Origin of the sequence: Streptomyces brasiliensis, assembly GCF_014647875.1 — a bacterium.
GTDB lineage: Bacteria > Actinomycetota > Actinomycetes > Streptomycetales > Streptomycetaceae > Streptomyces > Streptomyces brasiliensis.
On record NZ_BMQA01000080.1, the window covers coordinates 1 to 25,877 of the forward strand.

Here is a 25,877-nt window from a genome sequence, read left to right on the forward strand (position 1 = left end):
CCACATCAACGAGCCCAACTCCCGTAAGCAACGGCTTGTTTCTCTGCGGGTCCCTGGTACGGGAGTTGGCAGCAGCCACGGATGTGCCCGTGCTGCTCGCCGCGCCGCGCCCGTACGACCCGCAGTGGTGCGATCAGGACCCCCTCGCGCTGGACGTGCCCGCGCAGCACACGGGCGCGCTGCACGCCTGGTCGGCCGCGCTGGAGGAGGAGCCGGACTTCGACCTGGCCGCCACCGTCGCCCCGTACCACCTCCCCGGCGACCGTATCGCCCGCGCCGCGCACACGGCCCTCAGCCTCGCCCGCTTCGACGGCACCCCGCTCTCCCCCGCCCATGTGCGCCTGGCTGCCCGCCAGCAGTCGGCCTCGGGCCTGGAGCAGCATGCCCGCCGGATCCGCCCGGCCGTCGACTGGCAGGACCTGGTGCTGCCCGAACGCCCCCTGACCCAGCTGCGGGAACTCGCCCTGCGCGCCCGGCACCGCGACCGGGTCCTCGGCGACTGGCGGCTCAGCGCGGGCGGCGGGCGCGGGCGGGGGGTGCTCGGGCTGTTCGCCGGCGAGTCGGGGACGGGCAAGACCCTGTCGGCGGAGGTCGTGGCCGCCGAACTGGGCCTGGATCTCTACGTGGTGCAGCTGTCTTCGGTGGTCGACAAGTACGTCGGCGAGACCGAGAAGAACCTCGAGCGCATCTTCACAGAAGCCGACCGCACCGACGCGGTGCTCCTCTTCGACGAGGCCGACGCCGTCTTCGGCAAGCGCTCCGAGGTGAAGGACGCGCACGACCGGTACGCCAACATGGAGAGCGCGTATCTGCTGCAGCGGCTGGAGTCCTTCGACGGGATTGCCCTGCTGACCACGAATCTGCGCGCCAACATCGACGAGGCGTTCACGCGCCGCCTGGATTTGGTAGTGGACTTCCCGTTCCCGGACGTGGGCCAGCGCCTGGCGCTGTGGCGGCACAGCCTGTCCCATGTGCCATGCGTGGAGGACATCCAACTGACAGCCGTAGCAAGCGACTTCGAGCTGGCCGGCGGGTCGATCCGCAGCGCCGTGGTGACCGCCGCATATCTCGCCGCCGGCCGGGACGGCCTCGTCACCCCGACCGATGTTCTCGAGGGTGCCCGCCGTGAATACCGCAAGGCGGGGCGGCTGGTGCCGGGCGAGGGCGCTTGGTAGCGCCCTCGCGGCCGACCGGGTTCAGCCCTGCCGGGGGTGGACGATCAGCCACTCCTGGTCGTCGCTGGTGGAGCAGTGGTACAGGGTGAGGTTGGTCTCGTTGCCGCCGGTGCTGAACCCGGCCACGTCGAGACACTTGTTGTCGCTGGCGAAGTTGCGGATCCAGTAGGCGCCGCTCTTCTGCTTGTCGAGCCACCACAGCTGGTTGTCGGCGGTCGTGCCGTCGCAGGTGTACTCGGTGATCAGCGACCGGACCGGCGCCGCCCCGTAGTCGGGCAGGTCCATGCAAAGCTGGTCCTTGGCGTTACGGATCTGGAAGAGGGGACTGCCGCCCGGGCCGCCCTTGGGGTACTTCACTTCAAGATTCCACAGCTGGTTGTTCTGGCTGGTGCCGTTGCAGGTGTACTCGTACACCTTGCCGTTCACCGTGCCCTTCTCGAAGCCCGGGATGTCGGCGCACTTCTTGGTGACCGTGTTGCGCAGCAGCACGTTCGTCGCGGGCACCAGGGGCGGCGCGGGCTTCTTCGCCGGGGCCGGCGCACCGCCCCCGCCGCCCGACCCGCTGCCGGTCTCGGCCGCGATGTCCTTGTCGCCGCTGCCGGTCTCGGCCGCGATGTCCTTGTCGCCGCTGCCGGTCTCGGCCGAGGGGGGCTCGAGGGGCATGGCCGAGGTGGGCGTCGTCGAAGGCGACAGGGTCGCACCCGCCTCGACCGGCTTCTCGGTGGCGCCGGTGTTGACGGAGGGCTTGTAGGCGGTCCACAGCAGCACGAAGGTGATCGCGAGCGCCACGAAGACCCCGAAGAAGGTGGCGAGCCAGCGGGGCAGGAACCCGCGCTGGACATACGTCCCCTCGGTGGGCAGAGGCTCGGCACCGGACCGCAGAACATTCAGCGTGTAGGGGCGCTGTTCCTTGGAACCGAACCAGATGATGCGTCGCGGCTTCAGCGTCGTTTTGATGAACGCCGCACGGCCGGGCTCGATCTGCACGTTGCTCGGGTGGACGTCGTACGACAGCTGGTCACCGTTGTCGTTGCCGCTGACCGAGGCAGTCAGCTTGGTGTTCCCGAGGTTGTCGATCGCCAGCTTCGGCCGGCCGCGGAAGCGCCCCTTCACGGTCGGTGGGACCAGCTCGGCCCGCACCTCCGTGAACGGGGTAATGGTGAGGTTGCCCTCCGGGACGGTCGTCGCCTCGGGGTGTTCGGTGGGCGTGATCCGCACCGCGTACGGATTCGGACCGGCCGTGGCATCAGGGGTGCGGGGCGGGGCGAAGGTCAGCTGCACCGTCCCCGTCGTCCCCGGATACAGCCGCAGCGTCTGCGGCTCGACACGCGTCCACGGGGCCACCGGGCCGACCGGCTCGAAGCGGTATTCGTCGACGACGTCGCCGGTGTTGCGCAACCGCAGCCGCACCGTCGTACTGGCACCCGGGTCCACGGTCGCGGAGGCAGGCTCCAGAGAAGTCCAAAGGCTCACTCGGCCACGCTAGAGGCGGTGAACAGTGCCGGTCAGGAGGCTTTGGGGCACACCCGGTGACCGGCGGGGCAGAGGTGGGCGTCAGTCCTTGCAGGCCGGCTGCCGGTCCTTGGGGCAGGGCCCCGCCGCCGGGCAGGCCGGACTGCCCCTGCGGGCACCAGCGTTGCCCGCGTTTCGGCACCCGAGGACGTTTCTCCGGAGGTTGCGCGCGCGAGGGTGGAGGGCGTTCCTATCTCGCACCCCCCAGGAGAGCAGAGAGCATGCCGTCCTATCTGTCGCCCGGTGTATATGTCGAGGAGGTGGCCAGCGGCTCGCGTCCCATCGAAGGGGTGGGCACGTCGGTTGCCGCCTTCGTGGGGCTCGCTCCCACCGGCCCCCTGAACGAGCCGACGCTGGTGACCAACTGGACCCAGTACGTGGCAGCCTTCGGCGAGTTCACCGACGGGTTCTACCTCGCGCACTCCGTCTACGGCTTCTTCCAGAACGGCGGCACGGCGGCCTACGTTGTCCGCGTGGGCGGCTCCGATGAGGGCACCCCCGCGGATGGCTCGACCTCGGCAACCTTGACCGGCTCCGCCGCCAAGCGCGAGCTGACCGCCCCCGAGCCCGCGCAACTCGGCACGTTCACCGTGGCGGCCATCGCCTCCGGCGACAACGGCCCGCTCAGCGTGGAGGTCGCCGACCCGGAGGGCGAGGGCCCCGCCGAGCGGTTCAAGCTGATCGTCAAGGACGGCGACAAGACCGTCGAGAGCTTCGACGTGACCGCCAAGAAGGGCGGTCGCACTTACGTCGTCACGCTGGTGAAGGAGCGCTCCAAGCTCATCACCGTGGCCGAGGCCGCGCCGGCCGCGCAGCTGGTCCGCCCGGACAACCAGACGGTGGCCCTGGTGGCCCCGGCGTCCGCACCCGCCGTACCGGACAAGGCCGTTGACGGATCGCACCCGGGCCCGGCCGAGTACCTCGGCGACTCCGCCGACCGAACCGGCTTCGGCGGCCTGGAGGCGGTGGACGAGATCTCCATGGTCGCCGTGCCCGACCTGATGGCCGCCTACCAGCGCGGCGCGATCGACCTGGAGGCCGTCAAGGCCGTGCAGTTGGGCCTGATCGCGCACTGCGAGCTGATGGGCGACCGCGTCGCGGTCATCGACCCGCCACCCGGCCTGAATGCCCGTCAGGTCCGCGAGTGGCGCCAGGAGACGGCCGGCTACGACTCCAAGTATGCGGCCCTGTACTACCCCTGGATCAAGACCTTCGACCCGGCGAGCGGCCAGACCCGGCTGATCCCGCCGAGCGGTCAGGTCGCCGGCGTCTGGGCACGCAACGACTCCGAGCGCGGCGTGCACAAGGCGCCCGCCAACGAGGTCGTACGCGGCGCGGTGGACTTGGAGACCCAGATCACCCGCGGCGAGCAGGACCTGCTCAACCCGATCGGCGTCAACTGCATCCGCGCCTTCCCGGGCCGCGGCATCCGCATCTGGGGCGCCCGCACCCTCTCCTCCGACCCGGCGTGGCGCTACCTGAACATCCGCCGGTACTTCAACTACCTGGAGGAGTCGATTCTCCTGGGCACCCAGTGGGTGGTGTTCGAGCCCAACGACCACGCCCTGTGGGCCCGCATCCGGCGCAACATCTCGGCGTTCCTGGTCAACGAGTGGCGCAGCGGCGCCCTGTTCGGCCAGCGGCCCGAGGAGGCGTTCTACGTCAAGTGCGACGAGGAGACCAACCCGCCGGAGTCGGTGGATGTGGGCCGGGTCGTCTGCGAGATCGGCATCGCGCCGGTCAAGCCCGCCGAGTTCGTGATCTTCCGGCTGGCCCAGTTCTCCAGCGGCAGCGGGGAGCTGGAGGAATAGGCCCGCCCGGCTCCCCCCCGACGTCGTTTTCAACACGCTTAGAAGGACAGCGAACGCATGAGTCTCCAGCCGGGTGACGCCCTCACCTCACACAATTTCGGCCTGCAGATCGACGGTGTGATGGTCGAGTACCTCGCCGAGGTCAGCGGCATGAGCATCGAGCAGGACGTCATCACGTACCAGCAGAACACCCCGAGCGGCCAGAACGTGGTCAAGAACCTGCCGGGTGTGAAGAAGAACGGCACCTGCACGGTGGTCCGCGGCATGACGCAGTCGGCGTCGTTCACGCAGTGGATCAACGAGTCCATCACCGGTCAGATGACCACGGCCCGCAAGAACGCCTCGATCATCATGATGGACTTCCAGAACAACCCGGTGAAGCGTTACCACCTGCGCAACGCCTGGTGCAGCAAGATCGACGCGAGCACGGTCAAGGCGGGCGAGGCGTCCGCGCTGACGGAGACCGTGACCATCACGTTCGAAGAACTGGTCATCGAGTAATGCGGCGTACGGCTGCCAGGGCCGGCGCCGCCGTGGCGTACCCCGGCGCGGATGCGGCGGCGGAGTCGGAGGCCGAGCTGCCGGGGCCGGATGCGACACCGGCCCCGGCGGCTCCTGCCCCTGCCCTCCGGCAGGAGCCCCTGCGCACGGAGTTCCCCTTCCAGCTGCCGCGCGGCTACGTCGACGAGTCGGGCATCGTCCACCAGGACGGCGTCATGCGCCTGTCGACGGCGCGGGACGAGCTGGTCCCGCTGCGGGACGTGCGGGTGCAGGAGAACCCGGCGTACCTGTCGGTGGTGCTGCTGGGCCGGGTCATCACCCGCCTCGGCACGCTGCCCATGGTCCACGACGGGATCGTGGAGAACATGTTCGCCTCCGACCTGGCGTTCCTGCAGGACTTCTACCGCCAGATCAACGCGGAGGGCCACACCCGTGCGGCGGTCCGATGCCCGCACTGCGCCGAGCCGTTCGAGGTGGAACTCGGCGGGAGCCGCCTGGGGGAATCGTGACGTACGCGACCGACCGGCTGCACGAGGAGATCGCGTACGTCGCCTACCACTTCCATTGGAGCATGGACGAGATCCTCGACCTGGAACACCACGACCGGCGCCGTTTCACTCAGGAGATCGCGTCCCTCGTGACGCGGGCGGAGACGGAGGGCTGAGCTGTGGGATTCCTGGACCGGTTGCGCGGACGGGAGAGCGACGGCGGGGAGCGGGCGCCTGTGGCTGAGGCGGGGGCTGCTTCACAGCGCGTTTCGCGGGCAGCTTCAGGGCCTGCGGAGGGCGGCGCAAACGCCGCGCCGGATACCGCGCGTCCCGTCGTCACGGCCGCCTGGCCGACACTGCCCCCGATCCAGCGGGCGCTGACGCCCGGGCGGAGCGGGGTCACGGACCCGGGCTTCAGCGGGCGGCTGCCTACCTGGCAGAACCCGTCGTTCTCGGGCACCGCGTCGCACGCGGTCCTGGACGGTCATTTCGCGGCACTGCTCGGCGACGCGGCGCTGCACAGGTCAGGCATGCCGGCATCGGGACTCGAACACCCCACGCGGGCAATGCCGTTGACGGGCCCGAAGCCGGTGGTGCAGCGCGCGCCGGCGGTTCCGTTGCGGGTGCTTCCCCCCAGGGAGACCGGGGCGGTGGGGGCTTCGGGCGCGCAGCAGACGCACGGCGCTGTTGCGCCGGTTACGCCTGCACCGACGCCTGCGACGCATGCCCCGCAGGCGTCGGCGGCGGCTCCCAGTACGGCGGCTCGCGCAGGTGCACCGTCGGTGCAGCAGACGATCGGATCGGCGAAGCCGGTGTCCCCGGCGCCCGCCGCCGGGGTCCGGGTGACACCTGTTCCGGCCGGCTCGTCCTCCCGACCGAGCTCTTCCCTCACGAAGTCGCAGGCCGGAACGACCACGGCCCAGCGCAGGACGCTTCCGGTGGCGGCTCGGCAGACTGGTGCGACGCCCGAAACGCCTGCTGCGCCAACCGTCCCCGACGGGGGGACGGTTCGAACTCTGCCCCCTTTGCCAACGGGACACAGCGGCAGTACGGCGCTGCAGCGGACACCGGCCGGGCCTGCGGATTCGGCCGGCATAGTCGCGACAGCACCCAGCGGTGGTACGGCGGTGCAGCGAGCCCTGGCCACCGACTCCTCGTCAGCGGCCGACACGACCGCGAACTCACCGGTCAGGCAGGCGGGTTTGCCCAGCACGGACGCGCCGGACAACGCCCATGGCACGCCCATACAAAGGACACCGCTCAGGCCGGGAGCCACAGCCGGTGGCCCAGCAAACACAGCCCGCACCACCACACCCTCCTCGCCGACGACTAGCGCGACCCCCAACTCACCCGCCCGACAGACGGACTCCCCCGCCGCAAACCCGACAGGTCACAGCAGCAGCACACCAGTGCAAAGGACACCACTCGCCCCAGGCACACCTGCCGGAGGCCCGACCTCGCACCCCTCCCGGGCCAACCCCACGGACAACGCCGGCAGCACGCCCATACAAAGGACACCGCTCAGGCCGGGAGCCACAGCCGGTGGCCCAGCAAACACAGCCCGCACCACCACACCCTCCTCGCCGACAACTGGCGCGACCCCCAACTCACCCGCCCGACAGACGGACTCCCCCGCCGCAAACCCGACAGGTCACAGCAGCAGCACACCAGTGCAAAGGACACCACTCGCCCCAGGCACACCTGCCGGCCCGGCGAGCGCAGCCGGAAGCACGGGAGCCTCACGGGCCGCCGACGGAAGCTCGAACTCGCCGACCCGGCAAGCGGATTCGTCCGCCGAAAACGCCGCGACGGGACCCGGTACAGCACTACAGCGGACGCCCAGCGGACCCGCGAGCCGGTCCACCGGCACCGCTGCGCGGTCTGAGGCGAGCACGGGCTCCGGCGCCGGAGGAGCCGACGGGCCCGGTCCTGGAAACAATCGTTCCGCACACAGGGGTTCAGGGACCGCGATGCCGCTCGCGTCCGGCGCCGACCTCGGCGGGGCGGCCGAGGCCACCACCGCCGTACAGCGCAAGTCGTCCACGCCTGCGCCTGGCACCGTGCCGCCGTTGCCCTCACACCACCCTGCCCCAGCCCTGCCTGTCCAGCGCAAGCCAACCGATACGCCGCACACGACGACGCCCTTCTCCGGGAAGGCCGCTTCAGCCAGCGCCCCTACCGCCGCACCCGCACCCGCAGACACTGCACCCGATGGCACCGCAACCGTGTTCGTCCAGCGCAGTCCTGCCCCGAACGCCGCTCCGGCGCCCACACACCGCTCAGCGCCGCGCACCGTCTCCTCCACCCCCCCCGCACTCGCCGAACATGCCCACGCCCAGGCCCACGCCCGTGCAGCGAAGCACCCACGCACCGCGCCTCGGCCTCGGCGCGCCGCTCGTCTCGCAGCCCGTCGCCCCGAACCCCACGGCGGCGGCTCTCCCATCGGCACCGGCATCGACAGCCCGCCCCGCCACCCAGAGCAGTTCCCCGTCGGACGCCCCCGCTCTCCACCGCACCCGCCCCACCGCCTCCCCCCTCGGCGCCCCCGTCACCACCGCCCCCGCCGATGCCTCGCCCCTCACAGCCGCCGCCACCCCGGCAGCTCCGACCAGGCCCACCCCCGCCGCGCCTCTGCGCTCCCCGTCACCAGCCACCACGTCCACCACCCATTCCCCCCTGCCCGTAGCCCCCCTGCCCGTAGCCCCCCTGCCCGTAGCCCCCCTGACCACTCCTGCCCCACCCATGCCGGTAGCCCAACGCCTCTTCTCGAAGTCCAAGTCCAGGACTGCTGCCAAGCCGAAGGCCCCTGGGACACACGGCACCTTGGCCACGCACAGCGCCACGGGCACCCTCGCCGCAGCCGCCGCAGCCACCGTCGCGAGCACGCTCGCCCACCGCGTCCCGCCGTCCACCACGCACCGCACCGAGCAGCCGCCGCACACCCGCTCCGCCGCGAACCCCCCGCCGTACAAACCGCCACCGCCCGCCTCTCCCTCCTCCACGCCCCCGCCGGAGTACGAGGCGGTCCCGGCTGGTGCGTTCGATCCGCGGGAGCTCACCGACTTCCAACTCGACGAGCTCGTCCACCGGATCATCGGCCGCATCACCCGGCTGATCCGCACCGAGCTCCGCATGGACCGGGAACGGATCGGCAGGCTCCGCGACCCCCGCCGCTGAACCCGCGCCCCTACCGCTCACCCTCGACCACCCCGTACGTCTGACCCGCACGACAGAAAGGCCGGCCGCGATGTCCAGCCAGGACCCAGGCTCCACCATCTGGTTCTCCCTCAGCATCGACGGCGAGAGCCTCGGCTACTTCAACGGATGCGAGGGGCTGTCGTCGCACGTGGAGGTCGAGCAGCACCAGGAGGGCGGCAACAACGGGTTCGTCTGGCAGCTGCCGACCCGCGTGACGTTCTCCACGATCCGGCTGACCCGCCCGCTGACCCCGGACACCACCAAGGTCGCCAAGTGGATCTCGTCCGTGCAGACCGGCGTCAAGCGGCCCACGGCCCAGATCGCGGCGCTGCGCGCGGACGGTTCGGAGGTCGCCCGGTGGGGCCTGATCGACGTACTGCCCGTCAGCTGGACCGGCCCCGCCCTCGACCCGGCCAGCCCGGCCGTCGCCACCGAGGTACTGGAGATCACCCACCACGGGTTCACGGACTGAGGACGAGGAGAACAGATCATGGCCACGGGCAGCAGGAGCGGCGCCGGCAAAAGTCTCATACGCGCCACGCTCGCGATCCACGAACCACCGAAGGGCAAGAGCAGAACCCCCGGCAGCATCATCGAGACGTTCGGCTTCGACTTCAACCCGGCCCAACTGTCCCTGACCCGCCGCGCCCAGTGGAAAGTCACCCCCGCGCAGACCGAACGCAAAGGCTCGCTCCCGGAATTCATGGGTGCCCAGCCGCGGGAGTTGAACCTGGAGATCTTCCTCGACTCCTCCGCCGAGCCGACCAGCAACACCGTCCTGAAGAAGATCGAGTCGCTGCTCGCCTGTTGCGAGGTGACGTCCACAAGCGTCGCCGCGAAGCAGCCGTCGCCGCCGTGGGTGGTCTTCGAGTGGGGGTCGTTCTCCACGGCGCGCTTCACGGCGTACGTCAGTGCCGTGGAGGCCAGTTACACGCTGTTCTCCACGACCGGCGTACCGATCCGCGCCACCTGCCGCCTGCAGCTGCATGAGGTCCCCAGCAAGACCGCGGGGCAGAACCCGACTTCGGGCGCGCTGACCGTGCAGCGCGTGCACCGGGTCGTGGCGGGCGACTCGCTGCAATCGCTCGCCTGGCGGGAGTACGGCAGCGCGGCCGCCTGGCGCTCCATCGCCGAGGCCAACGGCATCGACGACCCCTCGCAGCTGCGGACCGGCGTCGAACTCGTGCTGCCGGCCGCCGAGGAGGTGCGTACCTGATGGTGCAGTCCGCGTTCTCCAACGTCGTCCGCGTGGAGATCAACGGCGCCGAGCTGCCGTCCGAGTTCGCCCCGGACCTCGTGGCCAGCTACGTCGACCAGGGCGCAGGCGTCCCGGCCGCGTTCCAGCTGACCTTCCGCGACCCGTACCGGCTGCTGCTGGGCCAGCTGAACATCACCTTCGGCACCAAGGTGGTGTTCGCAGCCGTCGCCGACGGCGAAGGAGCCGGCGATCCGCTGCTGACCGGCGAGGTCACCGGCTTGGAGGCCGACTACGACGGCACCGGCAGCTACACCGTCATCCGCGGTTACGACCTCGGCCACCGGCTGCTGCGCCAGCGCCGCGTGGCCGCCTACCGCAACCAGAGCGCCTCGGACATCGCCCGCACGCTGGCCGCCCAGGACGGCGTGCCGATCGGAAAGATCGATGCGTCGGAGACCTCGTACGAGTTCATCTCCCAGTCCAATGTGACCGACTGGGACTTCGTCGCCCGGCTCGCCGACGAGAACGAGATGGTCATGTCCGTGGACGCGGACGGCAAGTTCCAGTTCGTGAAGCCGAAGTCGGCCTCCGGGGCGCCCTCGCCGAACACCGACGGCGACAAGAGCCCGTTCGTGCTGCAGGCCGGGCACGACATCCTGCGGCTGCGGACCGCCGTCACCGCCGCAGACCAGGTGGGCAAGGTCGAGGCCCGAGGCTGGGACGTGGCGAACAAGAAAAAAATCACGGAGACCGTACAGGACGCCTCCAACCCCGGCATCAGCAACCGCACGTCGCCGGGAAGAGCCGCCCGGAAGTTCACCCCCGCCAAGCTCGTCGCGACGGACACGCCCTACGACAAACAGACCGAAGTGAAGTTCGCCGCAAAATCCCTCGCCGCCGACCTGACCGGCTCGTTCGCCGAACTTGAGGTCGTCGTCCGCGGAAATCCCAAGCTGCGCCCTGGAGTTCCGGTGGCGCTCGCCGATGTCGGCGTGCCCTTCGAGGGCAAGTACACCGTCACTTCCGTACGGCACGACTTCGGCGACGGCAAGCACTACGAGTCCTGGGTGACGGTCAGCGGGCGGCAGTGGCGCTCGCTGTACGGGCTGGCCTCGGGCGGCTCGGACACCACCCCGCGGCTGCCCAGCGTGGCCAACGCCATCGTCACCGACGTAGACGTACGGGACCCGCTCGAGCAGGGCAGGGTCAAGCTCCAGTTCCCGTGGCTGGACGACGCCTACGTCAGCGACTGGACGCGCAGCGTGCAGCTGGGTGGCAAGGACGGCGGCGGAGTCTTCCCCATGGACGTCGGCGACGAGGTGCTGGTCGCCTTCGACCGGGGCGCGCTGGACCACCCGTTCGTCATCGGCGGGCTCTACAACGGCCGGGACCGTCCCACCAAGGTCAAGGAGCCCCTGCACGACGGCCTGAAGAAGAAGGCCGTACGGCACACCCTGTCCGACCGCCAGGGCAACCGTGTCGACCTGCTCAGCCAGCAGACCGGCGAGCGCAAGCAGGGCGTGCGGATCGCCAGCGGGAACGACAAGCTGATCATCAATCTCGACCGCACCAATACCGAGATCACCGTGGACAGCAAGGGCAGCGTCAGCATCACCGGCAGCCGTGCGGTGTCGGTGGAAGCGGGCACCAGCCTCAGGCTGCACGGCCGCCAGTCGGTGGAGATCGACAGCGGCGGACCGCTCACGCTGAAGGGCAAGGGCCTGGTCAGCCTCGCGTCGCAGGGCGGCGGGGTCGACATCAACGCGATGGGCGGCGCTATGAATCTGTCGTCGAGCCTGGAGACGTCGATCGACGCCACCGCCTTCGTCAACATCAATGGCGTCCAGGTCAGGCTCTCCGGTTTCGTGTTCGTCAACAACGTGAAGTACCCCCTCCCGGCATGATCGGACGTCCCCACCGGCCCGCCGGGTCGGCAAGAAGAAGGCAGGTGGCCCCCTGATGGCCGAGCAGTTCGTCGGGTCCGGCTGGTCGTTCCCGCTGCGCATCGGGCCGACCGGCGGTATCGCGCTGGTCAGTGGCGAGCGGGAGATCGAGGAGGCGATCCGCCTCGTGCTGTCGACCGCGCCGGGCGAACGCCCGATGCGGCCCGACTTCGGCTGCGCGATCCACGACCTGGTGTTCGCGCCCGTCAACGAGCAGACGGCGGGCCGTATCCAGCACGAGGTGCTGGTCAGCCTGGACCGCTGGGAGCCGCGTATTGAGGTCGAGGACGTCGAGGTGACGGCCGGGACCGATCAGAGCGTGCTGTTCATCGACGTCCGCTACTCGATCCGCGGCACCAACAACCCGCGCAGCCTCGTCTTCCCGTTCTACGTCATTCCGTCCCACGACGAGCCCGAAAGCCCCGGTGCGGCCGGTACGGCAACTGAAAGTGACCGCTGATGGCCCTGCCCTCCCCCAACCTCGACGACCGCCGCTTCCAGCAGTTCGTCGACGATGCCAAGCGCTACATCCAGCAGCGCGCCCCGGAGTGGACCGACCACAACGTCTCCGACCCCGGCGTCACCCTCGTCGAGACGGTCGCCCACATGGCCGACCAGATCGTCTACCGCCTGAACCGGGTGCCGGAGAAGAACCACCTGGCTTTCCTGGACCTGGTCGGCATCACCCTCTTCCCGCCCTCCGCCGCCCGCACAGACGTGACGTTCTGGTTGTCGGCGCCCCAGGAAGAGGCGATCGCCGTGCCGGTGAGCACCGAGGTGGCCACCATGCGCACGCAGAGCGAGGAGGCGGTCGTCTTCGCCACCGAGCGCGAACTGAACCTCGTTCCCTGCGAGTTGCGGCATCTGCTGACGCACCACAAGGGTGAGCCGGCGGTGGAGCGGACGCACGACCTGGCCGAGGACGACAAGGACCTGCTGTGCTTCTCGGAGTCCCCCACCCCCGGTGACTCCATGCTGCTGGGCCTGACCAACGCTGTGCCGCACTGCGCCGTCGCGCTCGACCTGGACAGCCGGGTCGACGGCGTCGGCGTGGACCCGCGGCAGCCGCCGCTGGTGTGGGAGGCGTGGACCGCGGACGGCTGGCAGCCCTGCGAGGTCGACCGGGACGGCACCGGTGGGCTCAACCGGCCGGGCGAGGTGGTCCTGCACGTCCCCGGCGGGCACGTGCTGTCCCGCAACGCCGGGCAGGAGGCGGGCTGGCTGCGCTGCCGGGTCACCGAGCCCGTGTCCGGCCAGCCCTTCTACACCACCTCGCCGACCATCCGCGCCGCCGAGGCCTTCACCATCGGCGGCTCCACGCCCGCCGTGCACGCCGAGACGGTGTACGACGAGGCGCTGGGCGAGTCCACCGGGCTGCCGGGGCAGCGGCTGCGCCTCGAACACGCGCCCGTGGTCGGCGACGACCCGCCGGTACTGATGCAGACCGCCGAGCACGACGGCTGGGTGGACTGGCAGGTGGTGCCGCACTTCGCCGGCTCCGGGCCGTACGACCGCCACATCACCCTGGACGCGACGACCGGCGAGATCGCCTTCGGCCCAGCGGTACGCGAACCCGATGGCACTCTGCGCCAGTACGGCATGGTCGCCCCCAAGGGCTCCCCGATCCGCGCCCGCCGCTACCGCACCGGCGGCGGCCGGGCCGGCAACGTGGCGCGGGGCGCGGTGCAGATCCTGCGCACCTCCATCCCGTACATCTCCGAGGTCGTCAACCGCGAGGCCGCGCGCGGCGGGGTGGACGGCGAGACGATCGAGGAGGCGAAGGTCCGCGCCCCGATCACGCTGCGCGCACAGGAGCGGGCGGTGACGCTGCGGGACTACGAGGAGCTGGCCCGCCGCGCCGCCCCGGAGACCGCCCGGATCACCTGTCTGGAGGGCGAGGAGAGCGAGCACGGGGCATATGCGGTACGGGTTTTGGTGGTACCGCAGGCCGTCCCCGACCCCGGCGGCCGCCTGCGCTTCGAGCAACTCGTCCCCGGAGACGCCCTGTTGGACCGCATCACCCGGCACCTGGACGAACGCCGTCTGATCGGGACGCGGTTGGCGGTCGGTCCGCCGTACTACCAGGGTGTGACGGTGGTGGCCACGGTGCACGCCTTCCGCGGCGTCGACACCGACAAGGTGCGCCGTGACGCCCACGACGCCCTGTACCGGCACCTGGATCCGCTGACCGGCGGCGCGAACGGCACGGGCTGGCCCTTCGGTCGCCCCGTGCAGTCCGGCGAGGTCTTCGCGGTACTGCAGCGGGTGCCGGGTGTGGAGCTGGTCGACCAGGTGGTCCTGCACCCGGCTGACCCGCTGACGGGCAAGCGCGGCGAGGCCACGGACCGCATCGACCTCTCGGCCCCGTCGCTGGTGTTCTCGTTCGACCACCGAGTTCGGGTGATCGGAGACGGATCGTGACGAGTGTCAACCGCCGTGCCAGGAGCTGTCGATGAGGGGTTCGATCGACGGGCTCGAGTCGTCCGCGCCCATCGGCGCGATGCTGCCGACGGTGTTCGCCGACGACGACCTGGCCCAGCGCTTCGTCGCCGGCCTCGACGAGGTGGTCGCACCGATCCACTACGTGCTCAACTGTCTGGACACCTACTTCCGGCCCTCCCTGGCGCCGCTCGACTTCGCCCAGTGGCTGGGAAGTTGGGTGGGCGCCGAGACCGACGGCACGGAACCGGAACCGCTGTTGCGGGCCGCGGTGGCCGCCGCGGCGCACCTGCACCGCATCCGGGGCACCGTGCGCGGCCTGTCGGAGGCGATCAGGCTCGCCTTCGGCGTCGAACCGGAGATCACCGAGAGTGGCGGCGGCGCCTGGAGCGCCCGCCCCCTCGGCCCGTTCCCCGGCGACCCGCGCCCCCGCCTCCACGTCCATCTGCGCCTGCCCGACCCCACCCCGGCGGACCACCACCGCCTGGACACCCTCGTGGCAGCCGCTCGCCCCGCCCACATGCCGTACACGGTCCAGGTGACCGCAGCATCCTCCGCCGAAAGGACCCCGTCGCCATGACGACCCCCCTGAACTGCGCCGAATGTGGCACCCGCGCGGAACCGGGCCAGCCGTTCTGCGACGCATGCGGTGCCGTGCTGAGCTGGACGGACCGGGCGGGTGGGGGTGGCGGTGAGCGGGGCGCCGGGGAGCCGCGTGCCGCTGCTGACGGGGCCGGGGGTGGGCCCGGTTCCAGTTCCGATACCGGTTCCGGCGATGCTTCCCCCGCCTTCTCCGCCGCTTCTCCTGACGAGGCTGCCGCGACCGTGCCCGCCGCCTCTGGCGGCTCGGGCAGCGCCGGCTGGGACGCCTTCGCCGGGGCGGACGGGAACGCGGGGATGCCCCGCACGCAGCGGGACCTGCTGGGCGCGCGTGCGACGACGGCGGCGACCGATCCGCCGGCCCCTGAGCCCGCACCGGCACCCGCGCCTGAGGGCACCACCCGCCCCGAAGCCCCCGCCCCGGACGCTTCCGTCCACCCTCCGGTCCCGGAACCCGGCGCCTCGCACCACCCCACCATCCTGGCCGTGGACGACACCGCACCCACCGAACCGATCCCCGTCCCGGTGGCGGCCACCCCGTTCCCCACGCCCCCGGCGCCCGGCGCGGACCCCGACGGCGTGTCCGACCGGGCCCGGCAGCTGCTGGTACCGGTCGCCGACCCGGAGCCGCGTCCCACGGCGTCCCCGTCGGTGGCGCCCGTGTTGCCCGGCCGTCCGGCCCCGCAGCGCCCACAGGCGGTCATGGCGCCCGGCGAGGAATTCGGAGCGGACGGCGGGACGCCGTGCCCCTGGTGCTCCACCCGTAACCGCCCCGACCGGCACTTCTGCACCCGCTGCGCGATGCCGTTGGCCGGCGAGGCGCGGGCACCGGGACGGCTGCCCTGGTGGCGCCGCCTGCTCGGGGCCGCCAACCGGGAGACTCCGTGGGCGGGCGAGCGGCCCCGTCTGCGCCGTGCCTTCGACCGCGTACTGACCTGGCTGGGCGCGGCGATCGTGGTGACCTTGCTGATCGTCCTGGGCTTCCAAATCCCCAAGGGCACCCAGGCCACCAGGGACCACTTCTCCAAGCGCGCCTCGGTCGAACCGGACAGCTGGAGCGCCTCCCGTGCCTACCCGGGCCACAAGGCCGACCTGGCCGACCTGGCCGACAAGCTCAACAACACCTGGTGGGGGCCGGGTGTGTCGGAGTCGGGCCAGGGCCATTGGATCCAGGCCAAGTTCGACGAGCCGACCCGCCTGCTGGACCTGATCATCACCCCGGGCGTCTCCACCCGCCCGGACCAGATTCCCCAGTCGGCCCGCCCGCACCGCCTCGAGGCCAAAATCACCCTGTCCGACGGCAAGACCGTCAACCGCAGGATCACCCTCGACCCCGGCGCGGGCGGCCAGCGCATCCCCTTCCGCGTCGGCACGGTCAGCTCGGTCCGCTTCACGATCGAGTCGGCCACCGGTACGTCGTCGAAGAAGCAGGTCGCCATCGCCGAGATCGAGTTCTTCGGCCCGTCGACCGCCAACTCGGCCTGACCAAAGGTCAGCTGCGGACTTCGGGCGGGATGCCGTACGCGGCGCGGACCGTACGACTGAGGCGGCCCGGCTCAGCGTTCACCCGCCGCCTCGCTCCGTCCGTCCAGCCGGTACTGCTCCGACTGCACCGGATACATGCGGCGGAACAGCCCGGAGCCGCCCCCGTCGGGTCGCATGAGGTGGTCGAAGGTGCAGGACGCCTTCCGGGTGTGGGTCGTCGACTGAGGACGCGCGGCCTGAAGGGCACCCGCGAGACCGGCAACACCAACAGTGCAGGGGTGACGATCACCGACCCCAACCAGCACTCCGAGCACAAGGCGGACAGGGACGGGGCCTTCTTCGACGCCGGTGCGGCGACCGCCCCCTCCGTCGTCGCCCAGCGGGCAGTCGAGCAGAGCGCCGGCAACCGAGCCGCGACGGCGGTGGTGCAGCGCGCCAGAGGCGCGGCGAAGAGGGCGTTGGCCTGGCTGCCGTCCGCAGCCATCAGTGAGCCGGAGGTCTGCGGGCAGCCGTGGCCCTGAGCCACGGTGCTGACCAGCGGATACGCCTGGCGGCATGTTCCGCCCCATAGGACTTCGACAATTCCTCACCGGTGATGACCTGGACGTTATCCGTGGTCGGGCATGATCTGTGTGTCCGGGGCGCGACTGTAACCGAAGACTTCTGCAGCTGGGCGGATGAGGTTTCGGCAGGCGCAAGGTCCGCGTGGCGAAGACGGCTCCAGGCACCCGCGTCGGATCCGGAAACGGAACGGGCCGTCCTGGGCCAGCGTGATGTCCATGGTTCGAGCGTGCGTGCGTCTCGACCGGCGGACACCAAAAGGACGTCGGATCAAGGGACGTCGCATCAGGGGAAGCCGTACCGGCCCCGCAGGCGTACGAAACGGGCCGCCGTCAGCAGCCGTCCCGCGTCCAGCCCCGCAGCCGTGCGCCGGAACGACATGACCTCCTCGTCGCCGCCGGAGCCGATGGGCTGTACGAGTCGGCCGCCGGGCCGCACCTGCTCGATCAGCGGCGCGGGTACCTCGGGGAACGCCGCGGACACGATGACGGCGTCGTACGGAGCACGGTCGGGCACTCCGCCGCTGCCGTCCCCGACCCGCAGTTCCACGTTCCGGACGCCCTGGCCGGCGAGGCTGCGCCGGGCCTCGGCGGCGACGTCCGGCCACATCTCGATGCTCACCACGTCGGCGGCCAGCCGGGCGAGCAGCGCGGTCTGGAAGCCGAGACCGGTACCCACCTCCAGTACGTGCTCGTCCCCGCCCAGGCCGAGGCTCTCGATCATCATGGCCGACAGCGAGGGCTGTGTGGTCACCTGCTCGTGCCCGATCGACACGGGTACGTCGTTGTAGGCGGCCGTCGCACGGCCGCTGGGCACGAACTGCTCTCGCGGCGTGGCCCGGACCGCCTCGAGCAGCCGCTCGTCGGTGATCCCGGCCGCACGCAGGGCCCGTACGAGATCCTCAGGAGTACGGGCGGGACCCCGCGAGCGCACTGGGAGCCGGCCGGAATCAGGCGTGATCGACCAGCTGCGCGAACCCCTGCCGGCGGGCGCAGTGCGCGCAGCAGAAGAACTGCCCGTCGGCCTGCAGGCCGTGGCCGAGGATGCGGCACTGACAGTTGGTACAGGTCGGGGCCATCTTCTGAGCCGCGCATTCAAGGCTGTCGAAGACGTGGACGGCTCCCTGCGCTCGTACCTCGAACGCCATGTCGTAGTCGTTGTTGCAGACCTCGCACACTGCCATGAAAGTTCACTCCTCGACGTTTTGCGGCCATCGGACCGAATGCGGTCCGCCCGGTTCGGCTCCCGCTCGGAAAGGTTGTTCCCGACTCCCTCTTCCACGGGCCGGGAGCGGGGATCCGCTCCGCGCTCCGGGATCACCCGGCTGGGGCGGCAGATGCCGCCGTGCGCAGGGATGCGGGCAGCTCACACGTCAAGTCACACGTCGAGCGTCACCGACGCAAGCAGGGGCCGCCCAGGCGGGTTACGGCCGGATCGTGGCGGAGTTCTTCGACACCGGCAGCAGCCGGACCGTTCCCTGGGCGCGCCGACCGGACGCCGCGGCTCTGCCGGCGGCGATGGCAGACCCGGAGCGGGAGTTGGCTCGGCCGAAGCAGTGGGAAGTCGATGACGAGCTATGGGCGGTGATCGAGCCGCTGCTGCCCAAGGTCGAGCGCCGGGCCCGGCATCCGGGGCGCAAGCGGCATCCGGACCGGCTGGTGTTCCAGCGCATCCTGTTCGTCCTGCACACCGGGATCGCCTGGGAACACCTGCCGCAGGAACTCGGCTTCCGCTCGGGCATGACCTGCTGGAGCCGCCTGGCCGAGTGGACCGAGGCGGGGTGTGGCCCCGGCTGCACGAGGTGCTCCTCGCCAAGCTGCGCGGCGCGAACGTCCTGGAGCAGCAAGCACCATGTGATCACCGACGCCACCGGCATCCCGCTGGCCGCCACCCTGACCGGCCGCAACCGCAACGACGTCACCCAGCTGATCCCGCCGCTCGAGGCGGTACCGCCGGTGCGGGGCAAGCGCGGCCGGCCCAGGCGCCGCCGGATGTGGTGCCGGCCGACCGCGGCTACGACCACGACACGCATGGGTCCGCTCGATCGGCCAGCGTCGACTGGCCCGGATCGGGGCGGGCGCGCGCCCTTGCGGGCGATGTCAGACGTGAATCCCAACTCGGCCATCAGCGCACGGGACTTGTTGTTGTCATAGCCCCGGCACCGCCTCGTGTCGCCGCTCAGCTCTCCCGGGCCGGGCGCAGAACCCCCCGGGCCGTCCAGAGCCAGAAGCAGCCGATCAGCACGCTGGTCCCGAATTCCGTGGCCAGGACGGCGAAGAAGCCACCGACGGCGAGAAGCAGGGTGACCCAACCGGGTATGCGCCGGGCGCGCCAGGCGACGATGGCCGCGGTGATGAACCCGGCCATGGCCAGCAGATTGCCGGGAAGACCGAGGATGCCGAACCACTCCGGATCCCTCTGCAGCACCAGCCCGGCACCAACCCCGATCACGAGCAGGCCGTAGCCGACCCCGACCAGCCAGGCACCGATCCCCGGAAGGAGCCCCTGGCGGCGAGCGAGGACCATGGCCGCGATGCTGGCGACCAGGTAGAGCAGGAACAGCCCATCCCGGAGAAAGTCGAGGGCGCTTCCGAAGGTGGCTTGCGGTGCGCCAGGAGTGAGCACCTGGTAGAGGGCCATGCCGATGGCGGCAACGCCGGCGCCGATCGACGGCACCACCCGCAGAAGTGAGTCGGGACGGTGGTGGACGGCGGTCTCGATGTCAGTCATGGCGACGATGGTGGCCGCGTCGACCCGGCTCGAACATCGGCGGGCGGAGGGGTCTTGGCCCGGTCGGAGATCGGCCGCGCGACGGACTCGCCCCTCCCGCGGAATCGGCCGTGCGGCCGAGGTCGCCACCGGTGCGGGCGCCTTTACACTCTCGCCCATGGTGTTCACGCGCCGCGCTGCGATAGCGGTTCGACTGTGCAGGGTCACGGCCCTGATCGGCCTCGCGGTGTGGGTCATCGTGGTGGCCGGACGGACCGACCGGCCGCCGGTGGTCATCGCCGGCGGGGCGGCCGCACTGGCTGCGGTCGCGTTCGGCGGCCGGTGGTGGCTCCCCTTCATCAGCCTCCCGGCGATGCTGGTCGCGGTCACGGGCGGCGGTCTGCCCGACGACGGCGGCAACAGCGACAGCCCGTTCGTGCTGCTGCTGATGTGGTCGACGTACCTGGCCGGCCGGCACGGACGCGGCCGGCGGCAGCCGTGGAACGTGGCGCTCGGCTTCGCGTACGTGGCGGTCGTCACCGGGGGGTCCGCACACGACCCCAGCCAGGTCATCTTCCCGTTCCTGCTGTTCTTCGGTCCCCTGTTCGTCGGGTTCTGCGTGCAGACCCTCGCGACGCAGGTCGATCGGGCCCGGCGCTGGGCGGCCGAATCCGAGGCAGCGCGCGAGCGGCAGGTGCAGCATGCGGTCCTCGAGGAACGCATGACGATCGCCCGCGAGTTGCACGACATCGTCGCGCACCGCATCTCGGCGCTGTCCCTGCAGGCCCAAGTGGTGCGGCGCAGCATCGAGGCCGGAAAGCCCGTCGCCGCCGACCAGGTCCGCACCATCGAAAGCACCGCCCAGCAGAGCATGACCGATCTGCGTCGGCTGCTGGGACTGCTCCGGCCGGACGACGAGCAGGCCGACCTCGATCCACAGGCGTCCCTCGACGACCTGTCGAACCTGCTGGAGACCGCCAGGTCGACCGGGCACCCGGTCCGCTTCACGCAGTCCGGTACTCCTCGGCCGCTCCCGCCGGCCTTGTCGCTCGCCGCGTACCGGATCGTGCAGGAGGCGCTGACCAACGCCCGCCGGCACGGCGCCCCGGGCCCGACCGTGGTCCGGCTGGACTGGGGCGAGTCAGTGCTTCACGTCGATGTGGTCAACCCGGTACAGGCGGGCCGACAGCCCGGCACGACCGGGCACGGGTTGCTCGGCATGGCCGAACGCGTCCGCCTCTTCGGTGGTTCCCTCAGCACGGGAAGCGACCGGGAGGGCTGGGCCGTACGAGCGACGCTGCCGATGCCGATCCTCGAGCAGGCCGCGCGATGACCATCCGCGTCCTCGTGGTCGACGACCAGCCGCTCATCCGCGACGCGCTGGCGGCCCTGCTCGCCACCGCAGGAGATGTCGACGTGGTGGGCACAGCGTCGGACGGAGCGGCCGCCGTCCGGCAGGCACACCGGTGCGATCCCGACGTCGTGCTGATGGACATCCGCATGCCCGGGATGGACGGGGTCGAGGCGACCCGGCACCTGCGGGCCCTGCCCCGACCGCCCGCCGTCGTCATGCTCACCACGTTCGATCTGGACGAGTACGTCCTGGCCGCCGTCCGGGCCGGGGCGTCCGGTTTCCTGATGAAGGACGGCGACGCCGACGACCTGATCGCGGGGATCCGAACAGCCGCGGCCGGCGACACGATCCTGGCGCCACGAGCCGTCCGGCGACTGGTCGACCATGTCGCCGGGACCCGGGCGCACGACCCGGCGGCCGTTCAGGCGGTGAGCCAGCTGACCGCCCGCGAACGCGAGGTCCTCGCTCAGCTGGCCAAGGGGCTCACCAACGCCGAGATCGCCGGTGCGCTCGGCGTCAGCGAAGCCACCGCGAAGACCCATGTCAGCAACGTCCTGGCCAAGTTGCAGGCCCGCGACCGCACTCAGGCCGTGGTCATCGCCTACACCAGCGGCCTGGTCTAAGACCGACGGCAACAGGCACCCGGGCTCCGGGGTGGTTGCAGAACGAACACGGGTCCACGTGATCATGGAGTCCTACCTTTCAAGCGTGGGTTTCCGCTGGTCATTCGTAAGATCGGTGGGCCCAGGGGCTCCGGGTATGGCTGTCATGGAGGAGCCGATCGGATGGCTCAGAGAACATGGCCGCCCGTTCGCCGCGAGCCACCCGCTCGGATGCCACCGCCGCCGGATCCCGTCTTCGAGCACGTCGTGCTCGCGCTGGTCCACGGCTCCGGGTACGAGTGGATCTCCACCCCGGAATGCTCCGACCGGACCATCCGTCGACGCCTCAAGGAGTCGTCACAGCAAGGGATTTCCAAGACCGTACACGCTCTCGTCCTGGAGGCTTACGACCGGATGATCGGCCTCGACCTGGACGAGATCTCGGTGGACGGCTGCATCACCAAGGCCCCGTCCGGCGGGGAGAAGGCCGGCCGCTCGCCGGTCGACCGGGGCAAACAGGGGCTGAAGCGCACCACCGCCGGCGACGCCCGTGGCGTCCCGCTCGGCATCGTCTCCGCCGGCGCCAACCGACACGACTCGCCGCTGCTCGGACCCACTCTGGACGCCGCGAAGGAACAGGTCGGCGTGTTGCCGGACACCGTCAACGTCAACCTGGACCAGGGCTACGACAACAACAAGTCCCGTGCGCTGATAGCCGAGTTGGGATTCACGTCTGACATCGCCCGCAAGGGCGCGCCCGCCCCGATCCGGGCCAGTCGACGCTGGCCGATCGAGCGGACCCACGCGTGGATGAACGACTACGGCAAGCTCCGGCGCTGCACCGAGCGAAGCGGCAAGGTCGTGGACTTCTACCTCTGCCTCGCCGCCGCTCTCGTCACGCTCCGCATGCTGATCCGCCAAGCACACAGCCGCTATCGCTGGGACGGCCGACCCACCACCCGACGCCACAAGTGATCCATTTGCCGGTCGGTCCAAGTCGATCGGCACCACCCTACGCGAGGCCCTCGACCATGTCCTCATCATGAACGAGGCCCACGCCCGGCACGTCCTGACCGCCTACGAGCGGCACCACAACGCCCCCCAGGGCCCGCAACCAACTCACCCGCATCCTCGGCGGCGTCATCAACGAGTACCGCTACGCAGTTTGACAGACGTCAACCTCATGACTCTTCGTCACCACCGGATATGAGACAGGGCCGTTGCCTTTACACCCCCGCTCCATCCTTGTCCGCCAGGCGGAAGGCCGGGACACCGAGCCGAACTGCGGCCAAAAGATCAACGGCCGCAAGCGGAATCTCAGCGTGGTGTGCCAAAGGCCGGTGGGGCTCGTGCGCGCGGTGGTACTTCTTGGGTCATGGAACGTAACTGGGGACGGGGGGCCGGTTGGCTGTGGGCCGTGCTTTGCGGGGGGTGTATCGCTGCCCTGGCCGTGTGGTTGACCGGGAGAGAACCGGGGGGTGACGCTCTGGACGACGCGAGTCTGCTGATCGCGCTGCCCGGTTTGTTCGTGGCGCTGTGGTCGGCGTATATGGCCTTGATCACGCTGCGGGTCCAGGCCCCGGACACGACCGCACTCGCCGCGCTGCTCGCCCGTCAGGTCACCCTCGCCGAAACCAGGGAACGCACCCGCCTCCTCGGAGATGTCGGCACCCCGATCGACGTGCGGTTCACGCTGCGGCCCGCGCCCGCCCACAATGCCGCCGGCGCCGGCCCCCACGGGAGCTTGAGCGGGGTGATCGACTACTACCGCCGGCTGCAGCCCGGCCGGTTGGTGATCACCGGGGCGGCCGGCTCGGGCAAGACGGTCCTGGCGATCGAACTGCTCCTCGCGCTCGTCGAGAATCGCGGGCCGCGGGACCCGGTACCGGTACGTATGTCACTCGCCTCCTGGACCCGTATGCCCACCGCGACCGCCGCACGCGACATCGGCGACGCCGTACGGATGTGGATGCGGCGGCACTTGATAGAGACCTACCGGCTCTCCCGCGCCGCGGCCACTGCCCTGGTCGAAGACGGGCTGATCCTGCCCGTCTTGGACGGCCTCGACGAGATGGACGCCGGAGGCGGAGAAGCTCCACGGGCCCGCAGAGCGATGCAGGAACTGGACGCCTACCGGTACGGACGCCCCCGTGCGGGCATGATCCTGACCTCCCGCAGCGCCGCGTACGACGCGCTGGGCACCCACGCACGCGACACCGTACGAGTGGAGATCGCCCCCGTCAGCGCGGCGCGGGCCCGCGCTTTCATCTGCTCTCACGCCCAGGACCCTGCTCGGTGGCGCAACGTACTCCGAGAACTCGACGCCGCCCCCGACGGGCCCCTCGCCCAAGGATTGTCGACGCCATGGCGCCTGACGATGGCCGTCTCCCTCTACGAACAACGCGACCCTGCCACCGGAGACCCTCCCTACACGCCCGACGGCCTGCTCGTCTTCGCCCTCGCCGGCGCGGAAGCGGTGCGTGACCACCTCGTCGATCTGTTTCTGCACCATGCCGCCACGGGCCACCTCCCACCCCCCGGCCATATGACCCGGCCTCAGATCCACGCGCGGCTGCACGTCCTGGCGCGACACCTTGAAGACAACATGGGCGGCAGCCGCGTGATCCGGGGCCGGGCACTGTCCGGCATCGACCTCATCCTCCACGAACTGTGGCCACTCGCCGGGAACCTCCGCGTACGCGCCGCCCAGGTCCTGCTCTACCTGGCGATCGCCGTCCCGGTGATCGCCATCGGTATGCGGTTCCTTCCAGCCGAGGTCAACTACTACCCGGGGCTCAGGGACATCCCCGACCGCGAACTGTTCATCTATCTGCTGGCCGTCGTGGCACCGATCGTGCTCTTCGGGGTCGTCCAGACATGGGTCCGTGTGTGGCCAGGCCCTCACCGCCTCGGCCCGCCCACCCTGCGCACACCCCGGGACTGGGGCCGTGCCATGACCGGGCTCATCAGCGGGTCCACCGCCGGGTTCCTGATCGCCGTGGCCGTCGGGGCGATGATCCTGTTGATCATCAACATGTCGGACGGCTGGGAGTTCGACTGGGACTGGGTCTGGGAGCGCGACCTCGTGCCGATGTTTGTCGCCGTGGGGATGTTCTTCGGGCTCCCGGCCGGCTTCATGTTCGGGCTCGTAGGCGGGCTGTTCCGTAGGGAAGTCTCGGAGGTCGGGGACCCACGCCGCCTCATCCGCGATGACCTTCTGGTCGCCCTCACCATCGCCGTGGTGATCATCCTGGCTCTCGGCATCTCGATCGTGCTCATAATCTCCGTCGACCTCCCGACCCTGATCGATGCAAATCTCGGCTACACGCTCTTCGTGCCGCTTGCCAGCGCGTTGGCGGCAGTCACCGTCGGGCTGGCGAGCGTGCCCGCCAGCGTGCGTTACATCGTGTTCCTGCTGTTCACCCGCTTCGGGCGGCACCGGCTGCCCTGGCGTCTGGGACGATTCCTGCACTGGGCTACCCAGGTCGGTATCATGCGCACCGCCGGAACTGCTTACCAGTTCCGCCACCGAGAACTCCAGGACTGGCTCGCCCACCACCCCACCTCCTGAGCCGTTCCTTTTCCGAAGGTGCGGTCGTTCCTGGTCGAACATGGTCCTGGATCGGGAGAGCGGACTGCCGTTTGACGTGCTCCCTGGCTTAAAGTCCAGGGTTTCCGGCCTGGGTCGTCTGACCCTTCCGGTGGCTTCCTGCTTCACTGCGCTGTGCGGGCAGGTGTGCCCGTCTTACCGGCGCTCCACAGGCGTTTAGCGTCTCCGCCTGTCCGGCGGCGACGATACGGCGTCCTTCGAAGAGGACGTTGCGGGCTGCGTTGTGGTCGCGGTCATGCATTGTGCCGCACTCACCGCACGCCCACTCACGGACGTGGAGAGGCTTCGGGCCGTCCCGGAATCCGCAGGCCGAGCAGACCTGAGAGGAGGGGAAGGCCCGGTCCACCTTGGCGAAGGTGCGGCCGTGCTTGAGGGCCTTGTACTCGAGCATGCCGACGAACGCGGACCATCCGGCGTCGTGCACGGACTTGGCAAGCCGGGTACGGCCGAGGCCGGAGATCGCGAGGTCTTCCACATACACCGCTTGGTGGTCGCGAATGATCTGCGTGGATGCCTTGTGGTGGAAGTCCCGGCGCCGGTCCGCCACACGTGCGTGCTGGCGGGCGACCTTGATGCGGGCCTTGGCCCGGTTCTTCGATCCCTTGGCCTTGCGGGACAACTCCCGCTGCAGGGGCCCGCAGAGAATCAACACGCTGTCTTGATCTCTGCTGTGGGTAGGGCGTTGTCGTAG

General features: G+C 70.4%; 22 protein-coding genes and 3 pseudogenes. 20 read left to right on the top strand and 5 right to left on the bottom strand.

The genetic code is table 11. The features are described from left to right. Window positions 1-1,175: ATP-binding protein (locus tag IEZ19_RS43850; RefSeq protein WP_189316985.1), on the top strand; the 1,175-nt coding region annotated here is incomplete at its 5' end. Between the two features lie 21 nt (window positions 1,176-1,196). Here the strand turns inward: IEZ19_RS43850 and IEZ19_RS43855 are convergent. Continuing rightward, window positions 1,197-2,648: an RICIN domain-containing protein gene (locus IEZ19_RS43855; protein ID WP_189316986.1), complete on the bottom strand. Its 1,452-nt coding sequence runs from the start codon at window positions 2,646-2,648 to the stop codon at window positions 1,197-1,199. A 260-nt stretch (window positions 2,649-2,908) separates the two neighbouring features. Here IEZ19_RS43855 and IEZ19_RS43860 point away from each other — a divergent pair, with 260 nt between their 5' ends. The 13 genes from IEZ19_RS43860 to IEZ19_RS43920 all read left to right on the top strand — a co-directional run bounded on the left by IEZ19_RS43860 (window position 2,909) and on the right by IEZ19_RS43920 (window position 16,871). Next, a complete protein-coding gene (locus IEZ19_RS43860) occupies window positions 2,909-4,498 on the top strand; it encodes a phage tail sheath subtilisin-like domain-containing protein (protein ID WP_189316987.1) in 1,590 nt (529 codons plus the stop codon). A gap of 57 nt (window positions 4,499-4,555) precedes the next feature. Further along, window positions 4,556-4,999, top strand: coding sequence for a phage tail protein (locus tag IEZ19_RS43865; protein ID WP_189316988.1), 444 nt, complete (start codon window positions 4,556-4,558; stop codon window positions 4,997-4,999). Continuing rightward, window positions 4,999-5,508: a hypothetical protein gene (locus IEZ19_RS43870; protein WP_189316989.1), complete on the top strand. Its 510-nt coding sequence runs from the start codon at window positions 4,999-5,001 to the stop codon at window positions 5,506-5,508. The genes IEZ19_RS43865 and IEZ19_RS43870 overlap by 1 nt, the downstream gene beginning before the upstream one ends. After that, on the top strand, window positions 5,505-5,663 hold the full coding sequence (locus IEZ19_RS43875) for a DUF6760 family protein (protein ID WP_189316990.1): 159 nt from the start codon (window positions 5,505-5,507) through the stop codon (window positions 5,661-5,663). The genes IEZ19_RS43870 and IEZ19_RS43875 overlap by 4 nt, the downstream gene beginning before the upstream one ends. A gap of 2,647 nt (window positions 5,664-8,310) precedes the next feature. Then, complete coding sequence (locus tag IEZ19_RS43880) at window positions 8,311-8,664, top strand: hypothetical protein (RefSeq protein WP_189316991.1); 354 nt, start codon at window positions 8,311-8,313, stop codon at window positions 8,662-8,664. Between the two features lie 70 nt (window positions 8,665-8,734). Then, the gene (locus IEZ19_RS43885) at window positions 8,735-9,157 is read left to right on the top strand and encodes a phage tail protein (protein WP_189316992.1); all 423 of its coding nucleotides are present in this window, start codon (window positions 8,735-8,737) and stop codon (window positions 9,155-9,157) included. 18 nt (window positions 9,158-9,175) lie between these two features. Continuing rightward, a complete protein-coding gene (locus IEZ19_RS43890; RefSeq protein ID WP_189316993.1) occupies window positions 9,176-9,901 on the top strand; it encodes a CIS tube protein in 726 nt (241 codons plus the stop codon). Then, complete coding sequence (locus tag IEZ19_RS43895; RefSeq protein WP_189316994.1) at window positions 9,901-11,787, top strand: VgrG-related protein; 1,887 nt, start codon at window positions 9,901-9,903, stop codon at window positions 11,785-11,787. The genes IEZ19_RS43890 and IEZ19_RS43895 overlap by 1 nt, the downstream gene beginning before the upstream one ends. A 55-nt stretch (window positions 11,788-11,842) precedes the next feature. Next, window positions 11,843-12,286, top strand: a complete 444-nt coding sequence (locus IEZ19_RS43900) for a GPW/gp25 family protein (RefSeq protein WP_189316995.1) — start codon at window positions 11,843-11,845, stop codon at window positions 12,284-12,286. After that, window positions 12,286-14,247 carry a putative baseplate assembly protein gene (locus tag IEZ19_RS43905; protein WP_189316996.1) on the top strand — a complete coding sequence of 654 codons (1,962 nt, stop codon included), beginning with the start codon at window positions 12,286-12,288 and terminating at the stop codon, window positions 14,245-14,247. Before IEZ19_RS43900 ends, IEZ19_RS43905 begins: the two co-directional genes overlap by 1 nt. A 31-nt stretch (window positions 14,248-14,278) precedes the next feature. Further along, on the top strand, window positions 14,279-14,845 hold the full coding sequence (locus tag IEZ19_RS43910) for a phage tail protein (protein WP_189316997.1): 567 nt from the start codon (window positions 14,279-14,281) through the stop codon (window positions 14,843-14,845). Then, entirely contained in the window at window positions 14,842-16,350 is a 1,509-nt protein-coding gene (locus IEZ19_RS43915; protein WP_189316998.1) for an NADase-type glycan-binding domain-containing protein, read from the top strand. Before IEZ19_RS43910 ends, IEZ19_RS43915 begins: the two co-directional genes overlap by 4 nt. A gap of 209 nt (window positions 16,351-16,559) precedes the next feature. Further along, window positions 16,560-16,871, top strand: a complete 312-nt coding sequence (locus IEZ19_RS43920; protein ID WP_189317006.1) for a hypothetical protein — start codon at window positions 16,560-16,562, stop codon at window positions 16,869-16,871. Window positions 16,872-17,196: 325 nt separating this feature from the next. Here IEZ19_RS43920 and IEZ19_RS43925 read toward each other — a convergent pair whose 3' ends face one another. Together IEZ19_RS43925 and IEZ19_RS43930 are read right to left on the bottom strand one after the other, a co-directional pair. After that, complete coding sequence (locus tag IEZ19_RS43925; protein ID WP_189316999.1) at window positions 17,197-17,844, bottom strand: protein-L-isoaspartate(D-aspartate) O-methyltransferase; 648 nt, start codon at window positions 17,842-17,844, stop codon at window positions 17,197-17,199. A 16-nt stretch (window positions 17,845-17,860) separates the two neighbouring features. Further along, the gene (locus IEZ19_RS43930; RefSeq protein ID WP_189317000.1) at window positions 17,861-18,094 is read right to left on the bottom strand and encodes a metallothionein; all 234 of its coding nucleotides are present in this window, start codon (window positions 18,092-18,094) and stop codon (window positions 17,861-17,863) included. 355 nt (window positions 18,095-18,449) lie between these two features. Between IEZ19_RS43930 and IEZ19_RS54315 the strand changes: the two are divergent. Both IEZ19_RS54315 and IEZ19_RS54320 read left to right on the top strand, forming a co-directional pair. Beyond that, a pseudogene (locus IEZ19_RS54315) lies at window positions 18,450-18,696 on the top strand (transposase); the annotation flags it as partial. Window positions 18,697-18,752: 56 nt separating this feature from the next. Continuing rightward, window positions 18,753-18,941 (top strand): annotated as a pseudogene (locus IEZ19_RS54320) (transposase); the annotation flags it as partial. A 148-nt stretch (window positions 18,942-19,089) separates the two neighbouring features. Here the strand turns inward: IEZ19_RS54320 and IEZ19_RS43940 are convergent. Then, window positions 19,090-19,641, bottom strand: coding sequence for a hypothetical protein (locus tag IEZ19_RS43940; RefSeq protein WP_189317002.1), 552 nt, complete (start codon window positions 19,639-19,641; stop codon window positions 19,090-19,092). Window positions 19,642-19,798: 157 nt separating this feature from the next. Here IEZ19_RS43940 and IEZ19_RS43945 point away from each other — a divergent pair, with 157 nt between their 5' ends. From IEZ19_RS43945 to IEZ19_RS43960, 4 genes and pseudogenes are all read left to right on the top strand, one after another. Then, window positions 19,799-20,953 carry a sensor histidine kinase gene (locus IEZ19_RS43945; RefSeq protein ID WP_189317003.1) on the top strand — a complete coding sequence of 385 codons (1,155 nt, stop codon included), beginning with the start codon at window positions 19,799-19,801 and terminating at the stop codon, window positions 20,951-20,953. Then, window positions 20,950-21,597 (top strand): response regulator, encoded by a 648-nt coding sequence (locus IEZ19_RS43950; protein ID WP_189317004.1) that lies wholly within the window; start codon window positions 20,950-20,952, stop codon window positions 21,595-21,597. Before IEZ19_RS43945 ends, IEZ19_RS43950 begins: the two co-directional genes overlap by 4 nt. A 196-nt stretch (window positions 21,598-21,793) precedes the next feature. After that, a pseudogene (locus IEZ19_RS43955) lies at window positions 21,794-22,551 on the top strand (transposase); the annotation flags it as partial. 481 nt (window positions 22,552-23,032) lie between these two features. Continuing rightward, window positions 23,033-25,147, top strand: a complete 2,115-nt coding sequence (locus IEZ19_RS43960; protein ID WP_229841544.1) for an NACHT domain-containing protein — start codon at window positions 23,033-23,035, stop codon at window positions 25,145-25,147. 88 nt (window positions 25,148-25,235) lie between these two features. On the opposite strand, the gene IEZ19_RS43965 is transcribed toward IEZ19_RS43960, so the two are convergent. Continuing rightward, window positions 25,236-25,877: RNA-guided endonuclease TnpB family protein (locus IEZ19_RS43965; RefSeq protein WP_229841545.1), on the bottom strand; the 642-nt coding region annotated here is incomplete at its 5' end.

Bases quoted from the DNA above. Each gene is read 5' to 3' on its own strand.
- IEZ19_RS43930 (WP_189317000.1), bottom strand. From the start codon at position 18,094: ATGGCAGTGTGCGAGGTCTGCAACAACGACTACGACATGGCGTTCGAG.
- IEZ19_RS43915 (WP_189316998.1), top strand. From the start codon at position 14,842: ATGACGACCCCCCTGAACTGCGCCGAATGTGGCACCCGCGCGGAACCG.
- IEZ19_RS43890 (WP_189316993.1), top strand. From the start codon at position 9,176: ATGGCCACGGGCAGCAGGAGCGGCGCCGGCAAAAGTCTCATACGCGCC.
- IEZ19_RS43950 (WP_189317004.1), top strand. From the start codon at position 20,950: ATGACCATCCGCGTCCTCGTGGTCGACGACCAGCCGCTCATCCGCGAC.
- IEZ19_RS43885 (WP_189316992.1), top strand. From the start codon at position 8,735: ATGTCCAGCCAGGACCCAGGCTCCACCATCTGGTTCTCCCTCAGCATC.
- IEZ19_RS43895 (WP_189316994.1), top strand. From the start codon at position 9,901: ATGGTGCAGTCCGCGTTCTCCAACGTCGTCCGCGTGGAGATCAACGGC.
- IEZ19_RS43900 (WP_189316995.1), top strand. From the start codon at position 11,843: ATGGCCGAGCAGTTCGTCGGGTCCGGCTGGTCGTTCCCGCTGCGCATC.
- IEZ19_RS43905 (WP_189316996.1), top strand. From the start codon at position 12,286: ATGGCCCTGCCCTCCCCCAACCTCGACGACCGCCGCTTCCAGCAGTTC.
- IEZ19_RS43940 (WP_189317002.1), bottom strand. From the start codon at position 19,641: ATGACTGACATCGAGACCGCCGTCCACCACCGTCCCGACTCACTTCTG.
- IEZ19_RS43945 (WP_189317003.1), top strand. From the start codon at position 19,799: ATGGTGTTCACGCGCCGCGCTGCGATAGCGGTTCGACTGTGCAGGGTC.
- IEZ19_RS43865 (WP_189316988.1), top strand. From the start codon at position 4,556: ATGAGTCTCCAGCCGGGTGACGCCCTCACCTCACACAATTTCGGCCTG.
- IEZ19_RS43910 (WP_189316997.1), top strand. From the start codon at position 14,279: ATGAGGGGTTCGATCGACGGGCTCGAGTCGTCCGCGCCCATCGGCGCG.
- IEZ19_RS43860 (WP_189316987.1), top strand. From the start codon at position 2,909: ATGCCGTCCTATCTGTCGCCCGGTGTATATGTCGAGGAGGTGGCCAGC.
- IEZ19_RS43870 (WP_189316989.1), top strand. From the start codon at position 4,999: ATGCGGCGTACGGCTGCCAGGGCCGGCGCCGCCGTGGCGTACCCCGGC.